Below are 14,396 nucleotides of genomic sequence, written 5' to 3' on the forward strand. Positions count from 1 at the left end.
CTTTCCTCAGTTGTCCACTACTTCTTCCGCGGCAGCCGCGACCGCTTCGGCCGTGAAGCCGAACTCACGGAATAAGGTTTCGTAGTCGGCGGATTCGCCGTAGTGCTCGATCGAGACGATCTTGCCGGTGTCGCCGACCAGCTTGTGCCAGCTCTGCGCGACGCCGGCCTCGACGGCCACCCTGGCCGACACGGTCGGCGGCAGCACGCTGTCGCGGTAGTCGGCGGGCTGAGACTCGAACCATTCGACGCACGGCATGGAGACCACCCGCGCCACGATGTCCTTGTCCGCCAACAACTTCTGCGCCTCGACCGCGAGCTGGACCTCCGAGCCGGTCGCGATCAGCACCACGTCTGGGTCTTGGCCGGGGTCCTCGCCGTCCGAACCCAGGATGTAGCCGCCCCGGGCGACGCCGTCGGCGCTGGTGCCCTGCAGGATCGGCACGTTCTGGCGGGTCAGCATCAGGCCGACGGGGCCGCTGCCGTTGCCGCGGGCCAGGACAGTCCGCCAGGCGTAGGCCGTCTCATTCGCGTCCGCCGGGCGCACCACCGACAGGTTCGGGATGGCCCGCAGCGCCGCGAAGTGCTCGATCGGCTGATGGGTCGGGCCGTCCTCACCGAGCCCGATGGAGTCGTGGGTCCACACGTAGATGGTGTCGATGTCCATCAGCGAGGCCAGCCGCACCGCGGGCCGCATGTAGTCGGAGAACTGCAGGAACGTGCCACCGTACGCCCGGGTCGGGCCGTGCAGCACGATGCCGGACAGGATGGCACCCATCGCGTGTTCGCGAACCCCGAAGTGCAGCGTGCGACCGTACCAGTGCGCCGTGTAGTCCTTGGTCGAAATGGACGGCGGGCCAAAGGAATCGGCGCCCTTGATGGTGGTGTTGTTGCTGCCCGCCAGGTCGGCCGAACCGCCCCACAGCTCCGGCAGTTTCGGTCCCACCGCGTTGAGCACCTCGTTGGAGGCCTTGCGGGTGGCGATCGGGTCGGAGCCGGGCTCCCAGTTCGGCAGGTCGGCGTCCCAGCCGTCCGGCAGTTCCTCGGCCGTCAGCCGGTCCAGCAGTGCCTTACGTTCGGGTTGGCCCTCCGCCCAGGCGTCGAAATCCGCCTGCCACTTCTCGTGCGCTTCCTTGCCCCGATCCACCAGCTTGCGGGTGTGGGCGATCACCTCGTCGCGCACCTCGAACTTCTTGTCCGGGTCGAAGCCGAGGATCTTTTTGACGGCGGCCACTTCCTCGTCGCCCAGGGCGGCGCCGTGCGCCTTGCCGGTGTTCATCAACTTGGGCGCGGGATAGCCGATGATGGTGCGCAGCGAGATGAACGACGGCCGGTCGGTGGCCGCCTTGGCGTTGGCGATGGCCTCCTCGATCGCGACGACGTTCTCGCCGCCCTCGATCTCCTGCACGTGCCAGCCGTAGGCCCGGTACCGGGCGGCGGTGTCCTCACACAGCGCAATGTTGGTGTCGTCCTCGATCGAAATCTCGTTGTGGTCGTAGAAGACGATGAGGTTGCCCAGTTGCTGCACGGCCGCCAGCGACGAGGCTTCCGAGGTGACGCCCTCCTCGATGTCGCCGTCGGAGGCGATCACGTAGATGAAATGGTCGAACGGGCTGGTGCCCGGGGCGGCGTCGGGATCGAACAGGCCGCGCTCGTAGCGGGCGGCCATCGCCATGCCGACCGCCGAGGCGAGACCCTGCCCGAGCGGGCCGGTGGTGATCTCAACTCCCTTGGTGTGCCGGAACTCCGGGTGCCCGGGCGTCTTGGATCCCCAGGTGCGCAGCGACTCGATGTCGGACAGCTCCAGCCCGAAACCACCCAGGTACAGCTGCAGATACAGCGTCAGGCTGCTATGCCCGCAGGACAGGACGAACCGGTCGCGGCCCAGCCAGTAGGTGTCGCTGGGGTCGTGGCGCATCGCCCGCTGGAACAAGGTGTAGGCCAGGGGCGCCAGGCTCATCGCGGTCCCGGGATGGCCGTTGCCGACCTTTTGGACCGCATCGGCGGCCAGCACCCGAATGGTGTCGACGGCGGCCGAGTCAAGCTCGGACCAGTCGTCGGGCAGGTGCGGTTGGGTCAGCGTGGAGATCTCTTCGAGTGTCGTCACAGACTCTGTCCTTGGGTCATCGAGCTGATCAAATTCCACCCTAGTGCGGGAGGGCCGGCTCTTGCAGCGCAGGAATCGGGTACCCACGGCCGGCAGATGTGAAAATTACGCGGCCGTGGAAAGCGTTTAACATTCAGTTCGGAAATCTGGGAAAAATCTGCGGAATGGACCCGCGGGCGGGCCATCGTCACAACGCGGTCTACCATCGTGTGTAGTAGATGCTGCGCGCCGCTGCGACCCCGAGGAGTTATTGCGTGAGCGTTCGCGGGCGCGTCGCGCCGAGCCGATTGCCAAGCCGGATACAAGGCACGGTGCTCGCCTATCTGGCGCTGACCAAGCCGCGGGTCATCGAATTGCTGCTCGTCACCGCGATCCCGGCGATGCTGCTGGCCCAGCGCGGCACCGTGAACCCGCTGCTGATCGTCAACACCCTGATCGGTGGCATGCTGGCCGCCGGGGGCGCGAACACCCTCAACTGCGTGGCCGACGCGGACATCGACAAGGTGATGAAGCGCACGGCCCGCCGGCCGCTGGCCCGTGCCGCGGTGCCCACCCGCAACGCCCTGGTGCTCGGCCTGGTGCTGACGGTGGCCTCGTTCTTTTGGCTGTGGTGGACGACGAACCTGCTGTCCGGGCTGCTGGCCCTGGCGACGATCGCGTTCTATGTGTTCGTCTACACGCTGCTGCTCAAGCGCCGCACGTCGCAGAACGTGGTGTGGGGCGGCGCGGCCGGCTGCATGCCGGTGATGATCGGCTGGTCGGCCGTCACCGGCACCATTGGATGGCCCGCGCTGGTGATGTTCGCGATCATCTTCTTCTGGACGCCGCCACACACCTGGGCGCTGGCAATGCGCTACAAAGACGATTACAAAGCGGCGGGTGTGCCGATGCTGCCGGCCGTGGCGACCGAGCGCCAGGTGACCAAGCAGATCCTCATCTATACCTGGCTCACGGTGCTGGCCACGCTGGCGCTGGCGCTGGCGACGGGCTGGCTGTATGCGGCGGTCGCCGTGGTGGCCGGGGTGTGGTTCCTGGCGATGGCCCACCAGCTGTACGCCGGGGTCCGCGCCGGCGAGCCGGTCAAGCCGTTGCGGTTGTTCCTGCAATCGAACAACTACCTGGCCGTGGTGTTCTGCGCGCTGGCCGTCGACTCGGCCATCGGGCTGCCGCACCTGTTCTGAGCCGGTCGCCGACTCGCCTCAACCGCGGCGGCGCCGAAAGTGTCGCCCTGCGACTTCGAGAAGTGTTTCGGATATGGGATCGGTAGCCGGCCCACGGGATCACACTTCAGGCATGGCAAATCACCGCATCGTCAGGACGTTTATCGCCGGGGCGCTGCTCTCGGCCGGACTGTCCTGCTGCGACGTGGGCATCACCACGGGTATCGCCGAGGCTCACCCCGGGCCGATGCCGCTGGACGCCTGGCCCGGCTGTCCCAACGATCACCCGCAGGGGCCGTGCCGTTGGTGCCCCGGTCAACCGTTGCCGCCGACCGGCAACCACGTCACCAACCCCGTCGTCTGGGACAACAACATCTGCCACACCTACTACTATGTCTGGTTCGGGCAGGGCAATGTCGCGCAGAACATCTGGGACGGCGACAACCCGCCGGCGCCGCCGCCACCACCGCCGCCGGGTCTCATCAACAGGGACAATTGCCAGCAGATTCTCGGAATATTCTGCCCGCACGCATAGCAAGCTCGAATTACCTAGGGCAGCAGCACGATCGAGCCCGCGGTCTTGCGGCCCTGCAGATCCTGGTGGGCGCGCGCCGCCTCGGCCAGCGGGTAGCGCCCCCCGACCTCGACGGTGATGTCGCCGCCGGCGATCGCGGCGAACAGTTCCTCTGCCCGCCAACTGAACTCCTGGCCGGTGCGCACGAAATGCGCCAGCGACGGCCGGGTCAAGAACACCGAGCCCGCCGCGTTGAGGCGTTGCGGGTCGAACGGGGGAACGGGTCCGCTGGCCGCTCCGAACAGCGCCAGGGTGCCCCGGATGGCGAGGCTGGCCAGGCTGGCGTCGAAGGTGCTGGCCCCCACGCCGTCGTACACCGCGGCCACCCCGGCGCCGTCGGTCAGCGAGCGGATCCGGTCGCCGAACGCCGCGGGATCGTCGGGGTAGGGGAGCACCTCGTCGGCACCGGCCCGGCGGGACAGCCGCTCCTTCTCCGGGGTCGAGACCGTGGTGATCACCCGCACACCGAGCAGGTGCGCCCACTGCGTCAGGATCAGGCCGACGCCGCCCGCTCCGGCGTGCACCAGCACCGTGTCGCCCGCCTGCACCGGATACACCGACCTCAGTAGATAATGCGCGGTCAGCCCCTTCAGCAGGGCCGAGGCCGCCACCTCGGCGGTCACGCCGTCCGGCAGCGCGGCGGTCAAATGCGCTGGGGCCGTTGCGTATTCGGCGTACCCTCCGGACGCCGCCGCACTGACCACGCGGTCGCCGACGTCGAACCCGTCGACGCCGTCGCCCAGGGCTTCGACGGTGCCCGCCAATTCCGAGCCGAGGATGAACGGTAGCTCCCGCGGGTACTGCCCGGAGCGGAAATAGGTGTCGATGTAGTTGACGCCGATGGCCTCCGCCTTGATCAGCACCTCACCCGGTGCCGGCGTGGGCGTGGGCGCATCGACGTAGCGCAGCACCTCGGGGCCGCCGGTCTCGCTGACTTCGATTGCGTACATCTGCTTATCATGCCCGGGCATGAAACTCGCTCGCCCGGACGTCTTCCATCCCCGCATCGTGCTGGCGGGGCCGGGCGACGACGCGGACAGGACGGCCGACGACGCCGGTCTGGTAACCGCGCTACGGCGGCGTGGGCTGTACGCGCGCCGGCTGCCCTGGGACGATCCGGAAACCGCCAGCGCAGATCTGGTGGTACTGCGAGCGGCCCCGGGCAGCCCGGATCGCCGCGACGAATTCCTGTCCTGGGCGCGGCGCGTGCGCCACCTGCTCAACCCGGCCCGCGCGGTGGCTTGGAACCTCGATGAGCGGTATTTACGCGACCTCGAGGACGACGGGGTGCCGACGACCGGGCCGGACGCGGCCCCCGAGGCGGCGCTGATCTTTCTGGGGGGCGAGCAGTCGCACGCCTGGCCGGTCGAGCCGGACTTCGAGTCGTGGGACGTCGGCTACGCCGCGCTGGCCGCGGCCGTCGGGCGCGCCGGCATCACGGCGCGCGAGCTGCTCTACGCGCGTGCCGACGTGGCCGGTGAACGGCTCGTCGGGCTCGACCTCGTCGCGCCTTCGTTGGGCTGGCGCCGGCTGGACACCGCGGCCCGCGAACTCGCCCAGCGCCGATTCGCGCTGGCGTTGGAGTCAGCTTGCGAGCGGCTCGGGCTGGGCCCGCTCTCGCATCGAAGCCCATAGCGCCGCGGTGGCCGCCGTGCAGGCCGCAGCGCCGGCCACGTGCAGGGCGACCAGCACGGCCGGAACTCCGGTGTAGTACTGCGCGGTGCCGACCGCGGCTTGGGCGAACACCAATGCCACCAGCACCCCGAGGCGCAGCAGCACGGGACGGGCGGCACGCACCGCCAGCAGCCCGAAGCCGAGTCCGACCAGTAGCGACAGGTAGGCGATCAGCAGCGACGAGTGCAAGTGCACCAGGGTGTCGACCTCGACTTTCAGCCGCGGGACCGTGCGGGTGGGGCTGCGATCGCCCGCGTGCGGGCCCGCGGCCGTCACCAGCGTGCCGGTGACCAGCACCGCGGCCAGGTTCAGGCCGGACAGCGCGGTCAGCCCGCGCAGCGGCCTGACCACTCGCTCGCGCAGCTCTCCGTCGTCCGGTTCGCCGACTTTCACGTACAGCAGCACTGCCAGCCACACCATAGTCATCGACGTCAGCAGGTGGATCGCTACCGTCCACCACAGCAGCCCGGTGCGCACGGTGATACCGCCGATGACCGCCTGCACGACCGTGGACACCGGCATCAGCCAGGCATAGACCAGCACCTCGCGCCGCCGCCGCGCGCGGGTCACGGCCAGCACGGCCAGCGCCGCCGTGATCACCACGGCGAAGGTGACCATCCGATTGCCGAATTCGACGGCCTGATGGATGCGCGGCACCTCGGCGTGTGCCACCGGCACGAAGCTGCCCGGAAAGCACTGCGGCCACGTGGGGCAGCCCAGGCCGGAGGCGGTGACGCGGACGATCGCGCCGGTGATCGCGATGCCGCCCTGGGTGAGGATGACCAGCGCGGCGATCAGGCGCTGCACGCCCGGGCTGGGGTTGGGGAGCAGGTCCACCAAGCGCAACAGCATCCGTCCAAGCATTGCCCGATGGTATGCGAACAAAAACTACAGTCCGTAGTAAGCCCGGCCGCTCGCGAGACTTAAACCACGCACCCCGGTCTCGGCGTGTCGTGTGCGTGGTTTAAGTGTCGTGTCACCGCGGCGGCCCTCCACGGCAACCCCGGACGTCAGGTGAAGCGGAACCAGCGCAGCGCGCTCAGCGCGCCCACCGCTCCCCACGCCACCAGAACGATCACTCCGAACCAGTCCACCGACGTGGTCATCGCCTGGGAGAGCGCCTCGGTCAGCGCGCCGGACGGAGTCAGCCGGGCGGCCAGCTTGACTGCCGTGGGCGTTATCCCGGTCTCCAGGGTCAGCGCGCCGAGGCCCGCGAAGACGAACCACATCAGGTTGGCGACCGCGAGCACGATCTCGGCGCGCAGCGTCCCCCCGAGCAGCAAACCCAGCGCCGCGAAGACCGCGGTGCCCAGCGCGATGACCGCCGCGCCCAACGCCAGGGCCGCCGGCGCGGGTCGCCAGCCCAGCGCGAAACCGATGGCCCCCAACAGGATTGCCTGCAGGAACACCACCGTGACCACCGCAAGAGACTTGCCCGCGATGATGCCCCACACCGGAAGTGGCGTGGCGCCAAGCCGTTTCAATGCGCCGTAACGCCGATCGAAGGCGACCGCGATCGCCTGACCGGTGAACGCCGTCGAGATCACCGCCAGCGCCATGATGACCGGGGTGAAGGTCGCCGCGCGGTGCTGGCCGAACGAGCCCAGCGGCAGCAGCGTGAGCCCGACCAGCAGCGTGATCGGGATGAACATGGTCAGCAGCAGCTGTTCGCCGTTGCGCAGCAGCAGCTTCAGTTCCAGATTGAATTGCGCCGCAAGCATTTTCGGCACGGCGCTGGGCCGCGGGTCGGGGGCGAAGGTGCCCACGGGGAACACACTCGATCCAGTCTCGTTGTCCGTCAAGGCCGTAACTTCCTGCCGGTGAGGTCAAGGAACACATCCTCGAGGCTGCGTTGCTCGACGCGCATGTCGGTGGCCAGAACGTCGATCCGCGCGCACCACGCGGTGACGGTCGCCAGCACTTGGGGGTCGACGTGCCCCTCGACCAGGTACTCGCCCGGCGTCACCTCGGTTGCTTTGTAGTCCTCCGGCAGCGCGGACGACAGCAACGACAGATCGAGGCGCGGCGGCGCGCTGAATCGCAACTGGTCCTTGGCCCCGCTGCGCATCAGCTCCGCGGGCGTACCGGAGGCCACCGTGGCGCCGTGATCGATGATCACCAGCCGGTCGGCGAGCTCCTCGGCCTCCTTGAGCTGGTGTGTGGTCAGCACCACCGTCACGCCGTCGCGGCGCAGGGCGTCGATCAGCTCCCAGACCAGCAACCGCGCGTGCGCGTCCATGCCCGCGGTGGGCTCGTCGAGAAACACCAGTTCGGGGCGGCCGACCAGGGCGCACGCCAGCGCCAGCCGCTGCTGCTGGCCGCCGGAGAGCCGCCGGTAGGTGGTGCGGGCGGCGTCGGTGAGCCCCAGCGTGTCCAGTAGCCACGCCGGGTCCAGCGGGTCGGCGGCGTAGGCCGCCACCAGGTTCAGCATCTCGCCCGCGCGGGCCGCGGGGTAGCCGCCGCCGCCCTGCAGCATGACCCCGATGCGGGCCCGCAGCCGCGCGTTGTCGGCGATCGGGTCCAGGCCGAGCACCTCGATGGTGCCGGCGTCCGGGCGCACAAAGCCCTCGCACATCTCGACCGTCGTGGTCTTCCCGGCGCCGTTGGGGCCGAGCAGGGCCAGCACCTCGGCGGCGTGCACCTCGAGATCGAGGTTGCAGACGGCCTCGACAGCCGTCGCGCCGGATCCGTATGTCTTGGTGACCCCGCGCAGCCGCACCACGACGTCAGGGGATTCGCGCGATTCTGGAAGGGCCGAGCTCACGAGCGCCGCTCCTCCTCATCGCTTCGCTCTGCATCGTCGTCGGCGCGGCTCACGTGGAATCAGCGTAGGCGTCGTGCGCCGGCGCCGGCTGAGGGGGCGACGGTGTGGGCGGCGTCGCCGCCGTGTCGATGCCGGGTTGGCCGCCGGCCCCGGCGTCCTGGGCCGGTGGGCGCCGCCACGGCAGGCGGGTGTAGGTCAACCCGATGAGCGCGACGACGATCACCGTGCTGGCCAGGGTGGCGTCGATGATCTGGAACAGCGCGAACCGGTCGCCGTTGGCGGTCGGGCCGAAGATCCCGACGACGAGGCTGATGACGATGGCCGCCACCCGGAAGCCGGTGCGCGTCGCCCAGGCGGCCAGCGGGATGATCGCCCACAGCAGGTACCAGGGCTGCACGACGGGGAACAACAGCACCGTGATGCCCAGCGCGACGCCCAGCCCGCCGATCGGGTGCAGCCGGCCGCGGAAGACGGCCAGCAGCAACCACGCGACCATCACCGTGATGATCAGCACGCCGATCGCACGGGTCAGGCCGAGCACCGCGGTCGTGTGATCACCCAGGCCCAGCAGGATGCCCACCTGGCCGGTGCCGAGCGCCAGCAGCGTCGGCGGTGACATCCAGCTGCGCACCACGTTGGCCGTGCCCAGCGTGTAGATCCAGCCGAATCCGAGGCCGCTGGCCCAGCCCACCAGTGCCATCACCGCCAGCGACAGCGCCGCCATGCCGCCGCCTGTCAGCAGCAGCGCGCGCACGGTTCCGCCGCAGCGGTAGGCCAGCGCCATCGTGACGAAGCCCAGCGCCAGCAGCGACGGCAGCTTCACCTGCGACGACAACACGATCAGCACGGCGCCGGCGACGAGCATCCCCAGCGGCTCCCAGTCCGGGCCCGGCCGCGACCACGACACGGGCAGCAACCGCGGTGCGTCGACGCCGCGCAACGCGAATTCGGCCCCGGCCAGCATCAGGCCCAGCATCAGCGCCTCGTTGTGCACGCCGGCCACCAGATGCATGATCAGCAGCGGATTGGCCGCCCCCAGCCACAGTGCGCTGACCTCCGCGACGCCGCAGCGCCGGGCCAGCCGTGGCGTCGCCCAGACGATCAGCCCCACGCCCAGCAGCTCGACCAGCCGGTGACACAGCACGGCGGCGACGATGTTCTCCCCGGTGATCGCCGAGATGCCGCGCCCGATCCACAAGAACAGCGGGCCGTACGGTGCGGGCGTCTCGCGCCACAGCGTCGGCACCGAGAGCGTGAAGATGTGGGACAGGCCGAGCCCCGAGGCCGGGCCCACCCGGTACGGGTCCAGGCCTTCCAAGGAGATCTGGCTCTGCGCCAGATAGGAGTAGACGTCCTTGCTGTACATCGGTGGGGCGATCAACAGCGGCAGCACCCACAGCAGCAGGGTGCGGTCCAGGTCGCCGCGTGACATCCGCCGGTTCCCCAGCGCGAACCGGCCGAGCATCAACCAGGCCAGGGCCATCATCACCGCGCCGGTGGTCGTCATGGTCAACGACACGGTCTGGATCCGCGACGGCAGGTTGAGCAGCCGGACGCCGAACGTGGGGTCCTGGACGACGGGCCGTGCGCCGGCGCCGAGCGCGCCGATCGCCATCACCACCGTGCCGGTCGCCCCGAAGAGCCGGGTGCGGCGCAGCGCGGTGAGCTCGGTATTGTTCAGCGGCGAGCCCACTGCTTGCTCGTCGCCGTGCAGACTCGCGATCGATGAGCTCAGCGTGTGGTGGCGGGCTGCCATCAGAGCAGCGTAACCGCCGGATGCAACGGGTCATTGCGTCGCCGTTAGTGTGACCATCGCAACGCCAGGACAGGGGACCCTTGCTAGACCGATCCCCGGAATTGCGTCACACTGGTGTTGTGAAAATCCGAACGAGCCTCGATGGGGCCACCGGGCGGGGCGACGTCGCTCCCGGCCTGGCGGACGTCGGCGCGCCGGTGCCGGATGGTCACACCCGCCGCGCGATCGTGCGCCTGCTGCTTGAGTCCGGATCGATCACCGCGGGCGAGATCGGTGACCGGCTGGGTCTGGCGGCCGCCGGCGTGCGACGCCACCTCGACGCCCTGATCGAGGCCGGCGATGCCGAGTCCACGGCGGCCGCGGCGTGGCAGCAGGTGGGACGGGGGCGTCCCGCCAAGCGCTACCGGTTGACCCCGGCCGGGCGGGCCAAGCTCGACCACGCCTACGACGACCTGGCGGCGGCGGCCATGCGGCAGCTCCGCGAGATCGGCGGTGAAGAGGCGGTGCAGGCGTTCGCCCGGCAGCGCATCGACACCATCCTGGCCGACGTTGCCGCAGCCGACAGCGCGGCGGACACCGACGTCGAGGCGGCGGCCGACCGAATCGCCACGGCCCTGACCAAGGCCGGCTACGTCACCACCACCACGCAAGTCGGCGGGCCGATCCACGGCGTGCAGATCTGCCAGCATCACTGCCCGGTGTCGCACGTGGCCGAGGAATTCCCCGAGCTGTGCGAGGCCGAGCAGCAGGCCATGGCCGAGGTTCTTGGGACCCACGTCCAGCGGTTGGCGACCATCGTCAACGGCGACTGCGCCTGCACCACGCACGTACCCCTGACTCAGGCGCCCAGCCCGCGCCGCGCCGGCGACGATGCAGAGCGTAGCGATGAGGAGGAGCGGCGCCATATGACCGACACCACGAGCATCAAAGGAGCGTCTCGATGACACTCACACCCGAGGCCAGCAAGACGGCTACCGCGCCGCTGACCCAGGAGGAGGCGATCGCCTCCCTGGGGCGGTACGGCTACGGCTGGTCGGACTCCGACGTCGCCGGTGCCAGCGCCCAGCGCGGCCTGTCCGAGGCGGTCGTCCGCGACATCTCGGCGAAGAAGAACGAGCCCGAGTGGATGCTGCAGACGCGGCTGAAGGCGCTGCGCATCTTCGACCGCAAGCCGATGCCGAACTGGGGCTCGAACCTGGGCGGCATCGACTTCGACAACATCAAGTACTTCGTGCGCTCCACCGAAAAGCAGGCCGCCAGTTGGGAAGACCTGCCGGAGGACATCCGCAACACCTATGACCGGCTGGGCATCCCGGAGGCCGAGAAGCAGCGCCTGGTGGCCGGCGTCGCGGCCCAGTATGAGTCCGAGGTGGTCTACCACCAGATCCGCGAGGACCTCGAAGCGCAGGGCGTCATCTTCCTCGACACCGACACCGGTCTGCGCGAACACCCCGAGATCTTCCAGGAGTACTTCGGCACCGTGATCCCGGCCGGGGACAACAAGTTCTCGGCGCTGAACACCGCGGTGTGGAGCGGCGGCTCGTTCATCTACGTCCCCAAGGGCGTGCACGTCGACATCCCGCTGCAGGCCTACTTCCGGATCAACACCGAGAACATGGGCCAGTTCGAGCGGACGCTGATCATCGCCGACGAGGGCTCCTACGTGCACTACGTCGAAGGCTGCACCGCGCCGATCTACAAGTCGGATTCGCTGCACTCGGCGGTGGTCGAGATCATCGTGAAACCCAATGCGCGCGTTCGCTACACGACGATCCAGAACTGGTCGGGCAACGTCTACAACCTGGTCACCAAGCGGGCCCGCGCCGAGGCCGGCGCCACCATGGAGTGGATCGACGGCAACATCGGGTCGAAGGTCACCATGAAGTATCCCGCGGTCTGGATGACCGGCGAGCACGCCAAGGGCGAGGTGCTCTCGGTCGCCTTCGCCGGCGAAGACCAGCACCAGGACACCGGCGCGAAGATGCTGCACCTGGCGCCGAACACGTCGAGCAACATCGTGTCCAAGTCCGTGGCGCGCGGCGGCGGCCGCACCTCCTACCGCGGCCTGGTGCAGGTGAACAAGGGCGCGCACGGATCGCGCTCCAGCGTGAAATGCGATGCGCTGCTGGTGGATACGATCAGCCGCAGCGACACCTACCCCTACGTCGACATCCGCGAGGACGACGTCACCATGGGCCACGAGGCCACCGTGTCCAAGGTCAGCGAAAACCAGCTGTTCTACCTGATGAGCCGCGGCCTGACCGAGGACGAGGCGATGGCCATGGTGGTGCGCGGCTTCGTCGAGCCGATCGCCAAAGAGCTGCCGATGGAATACGCGCTCGAGCTCAACCGGCTGATCGAGTTGCAGATGGAAGGTGCGGTCGGCTAGTGACGAATCTGACCGAGGCGGTTGAGGGTTCGGCCCTCGCCGCTGCCAACAAGGGCGAGCTGTTCGCCTCCTTCGACGTCGACGCGTTCGAGGTCCCGCACGGCCGCGACGAAATCTGGCGGTTCACCCCGCTGCGCCGGCTGCGTGGCCTGCACGACGGCTCGGCGCGCGCCACCGGCAAGGCCGGGATCAGCGTCACCGAGCGGCCCGGCCTGCGGGTCGAGACCGTCTCCCGCGGCGACGAGCGACTCGGCCAGGGCGGGGTCCCCACCGACCGGGTTGCGGCGCAAGCGTTTTCGTCGTTCAACTCCGCGACCCTGGTCACCGTCGAGCGCGACACCCGCGTCGCCGAGCCGGTCGGCATCACGGTCACCGGCCCCGGCCAGGGCGCGGTGGCCTACGGGCACCTGCAGATCCGGGTTGCGGAGCTAGCCGAGGCGGTCGTCGTCATCGACCAGCGGGGCAGCGGAACCTACGCCGACAACGTCGAATTCGTCGTCGACGACGCCGCGCGGCTCACCGTGGTGTGGCTCGCGGACTGGGCCGACGACGCGGTGCACGTCAGCATGCACCACGCCAAGCTGGGCAAGGACGCGGTGCTGCGCCACGTCGCCGTCACGCTCGGCGGCGAGGTGGTGCGGCTGACGGCCAACGTGCGCTACACCGCTCCGGGCGGGGACGCCGAGCTGCTCGGCCTGTACTTCGCCGACGACGGCCAGCACCTGGAATCGCGGCTGCTGGTGGACCACGCCCAGCCCGACTGCAAGTCGAACGTGCTGTACAAGGGTGCGCTGCAAGGCGATCCGAGCTCCGCACTGCCCGACGCGCACACCGTCTGGATCGGCGACGTGCTGATCCGCGCCGAAGCCACCGGCACCGACACCTTCGAGGTGAACCGCAACCTGGTGCTCACCGACGGGGCACGCGCCGACTCGGTGCCCAACCTGGAGATCGAGACCGGCGAGATCGTCGGAGCCGGACACGCCAGTGCCACCGGCCGTTTCGACGACGAGCAACTGTTCTACCTACGCTCCCGTGGCATCCCCGAGGAGCAGGCGCGCCGCTTGGTGATCCGCGGCTTCTTCGCCGAAATCATCTCCAAGATCGCGGTGCCCGAGATCCGGGAACGCCTGACCGACGCCATCGAACACGAACTGGCCTTAACCGAAAAGACGGAAACAACAGCCTCATGACCACTCTGGAAATCAAGGACCTACACGTCAGCGTCGTCAACCCGAACGCCGCCGAATCCGAGCGCGAGATCGGAATCCTCAACGGCGTCGACCTGACGGTGAAATCCGGTGAGACACATGCCTTGATGGGTCCCAACGGTTCGGGCAAGTCGACGCTGTCCTACGCCATCGCCGGTCACCCCAAGTACACGGTGACCTCGGGCTCCATCACGCTGGACGGCGAGGACGTGCTGGCGATGAGCATCGACGAGCGCGCCCGGGCCGGAATATTTTTGGCCATGCAGTATCCCGTCGAGGTGCCCGGCGTGTCAGTGTCGAACTTCCTGCGCTCGGCGGCGACCGCCGTGCGCGGTGAGGCCCCGAAGCTGCGGCACTGGGTCAAAGAGGTCAAGGCGGCGATGGGTTCGCTCGAGATCGACCCTGCCTTCGCCGAGCGCAGCGTCAACGAGGGTTTCTCCGGCGGCGAGAAGAAGCGCCACGAGATCCTGCAGCTGGAGCTCCTCAAGCCCAAGATCGCCATCCTCGACGAGACCGACTCCGGGCTCGACGTCGACGCCCTGCGGGTGGTCAGCGAAGGAGTCAACCGCTATGCGGAGACAGAGCACGGCGGCGTCCTGCTGATCACGCACTACACCCGCATCCTGCGCTACATCCGCCCCGAATACGTGCACGTGTTCGTCGGCGGGCGCATCGCCGAATCGGGCGGTCCTGAGCTGGCCGATGAGCTCGAGCAGAACGGCTACGTGCGCTTCGCTCAAGCGGCGGCAACCGGGGCCTAGA

At 69.0% G+C, this 14,396-nt stretch carries 13 protein-coding genes; 7 read left to right on the top strand and 6 right to left on the bottom strand.

The window, feature by feature from the left end:
- Positions 1-6: 6 nt before the first annotated feature.
- On the bottom strand, positions 7-2,106 hold the full coding sequence (tkt, locus tag AC5Y30_RS16625; protein WP_499919753.1) for a transketolase: 2,100 nt from the start codon (positions 2,104-2,106) through the stop codon (positions 7-9).
- Between the two features lie 254 nt (positions 2,107-2,360).
- Here tkt and AC5Y30_RS16630 point away from each other — a divergent pair, with 254 nt between their 5' ends.
- Together AC5Y30_RS16630 and AC5Y30_RS16635 are read left to right on the top strand one after the other, a co-directional pair.
- Entirely contained in the window at positions 2,361-3,287 is a 927-nt protein-coding gene (locus AC5Y30_RS16630; protein ID WP_499919754.1) for a heme o synthase, read from the top strand.
- A 112-nt stretch (positions 3,288-3,399) separates the two neighbouring features.
- Positions 3,400-3,801: a hypothetical protein gene (locus AC5Y30_RS16635; RefSeq protein ID WP_499919755.1), complete on the top strand. Its 402-nt coding sequence runs from the start codon at positions 3,400-3,402 to the stop codon at positions 3,799-3,801.
- Between the two features lie 14 nt (positions 3,802-3,815).
- Here the strand turns inward: AC5Y30_RS16635 and AC5Y30_RS16640 are convergent, their stop codons facing one another.
- Entirely contained in the window at positions 3,816-4,790 is a 975-nt protein-coding gene (locus AC5Y30_RS16640; RefSeq protein WP_499919756.1) for a quinone oxidoreductase family protein, read from the bottom strand.
- 19 nt (positions 4,791-4,809) lie between these two features.
- Between AC5Y30_RS16640 and AC5Y30_RS16645 the strand changes: the two genes are divergently transcribed.
- The gene (locus tag AC5Y30_RS16645) at positions 4,810-5,475 is read left to right on the top strand and encodes a DcsG N-terminal domain-containing protein (protein WP_499919757.1); all 666 of its coding nucleotides are present in this window, start codon (positions 4,810-4,812) and stop codon (positions 5,473-5,475) included.
- Here the strand turns inward: AC5Y30_RS16645 and AC5Y30_RS16650 are convergent.
- From AC5Y30_RS16650 to mptB, 4 genes are all read right to left on the bottom strand, one after another.
- Positions 5,425-6,378 (bottom strand): COX15/CtaA family protein, encoded by a 954-nt coding sequence (locus AC5Y30_RS16650; RefSeq protein WP_499919758.1) that lies wholly within the window; start codon positions 6,376-6,378, stop codon positions 5,425-5,427. The genes AC5Y30_RS16645 and AC5Y30_RS16650 overlap by 51 nt on opposite strands.
- A 146-nt stretch (positions 6,379-6,524) precedes the next feature.
- Positions 6,525-7,235, bottom strand: coding sequence for an ABC transporter permease (locus AC5Y30_RS16655; RefSeq protein ID WP_499919844.1), 711 nt, complete (start codon positions 7,233-7,235; stop codon positions 6,525-6,527).
- 77 nt (positions 7,236-7,312) lie between these two features.
- Complete coding sequence (locus AC5Y30_RS16660; RefSeq protein ID WP_499919759.1) at positions 7,313-8,278, bottom strand: ABC transporter ATP-binding protein; 966 nt, start codon at positions 8,276-8,278, stop codon at positions 7,313-7,315.
- 49 nt (positions 8,279-8,327) lie between these two features.
- Entirely contained in the window at positions 8,328-10,034 is a 1,707-nt protein-coding gene (gene mptB / locus AC5Y30_RS16665; protein WP_499919760.1) for a polyprenol phosphomannose-dependent alpha 1,6 mannosyltransferase MptB, read from the bottom strand.
- Between the two features lie 80 nt (positions 10,035-10,114).
- Here mptB and AC5Y30_RS16670 point away from each other — a divergent pair, with 80 nt between their 5' ends.
- Genes AC5Y30_RS16670 through sufC form a run of 4 tightly spaced genes read left to right on the top strand, consistent with a single transcriptional unit; the run spans position 10,115 to position 14,395 of the window.
- A complete protein-coding gene (locus tag AC5Y30_RS16670; RefSeq protein WP_499919761.1) occupies positions 10,115-10,978 on the top strand; it encodes a helix-turn-helix transcriptional regulator in 864 nt (287 codons plus the stop codon).
- Entirely contained in the window at positions 10,975-12,423 is a 1,449-nt protein-coding gene (gene sufB / locus AC5Y30_RS16675) for a Fe-S cluster assembly protein SufB (RefSeq protein WP_499919762.1), read from the top strand. Before AC5Y30_RS16670 ends, sufB begins: the two co-directional genes overlap by 4 nt.
- Entirely contained in the window at positions 12,423-13,616 is a 1,194-nt protein-coding gene (gene sufD, locus AC5Y30_RS16680; protein ID WP_499919763.1) for a Fe-S cluster assembly protein SufD, read from the top strand. The genes sufB and sufD overlap by 1 nt, the downstream gene beginning before the upstream one ends.
- Positions 13,613-14,395 (top strand): Fe-S cluster assembly ATPase SufC, encoded by a 783-nt coding sequence (gene sufC / locus AC5Y30_RS16685; protein WP_499919764.1) that lies wholly within the window; start codon positions 13,613-13,615, stop codon positions 14,393-14,395. Before sufD ends, sufC begins: the two co-directional genes overlap by 4 nt.
- The last annotated feature ends 1 nt before the right edge of the window (position 14,396 follow it).

Source organism: Mycobacterium sp. NGS27, assembly GCF_059813005.1.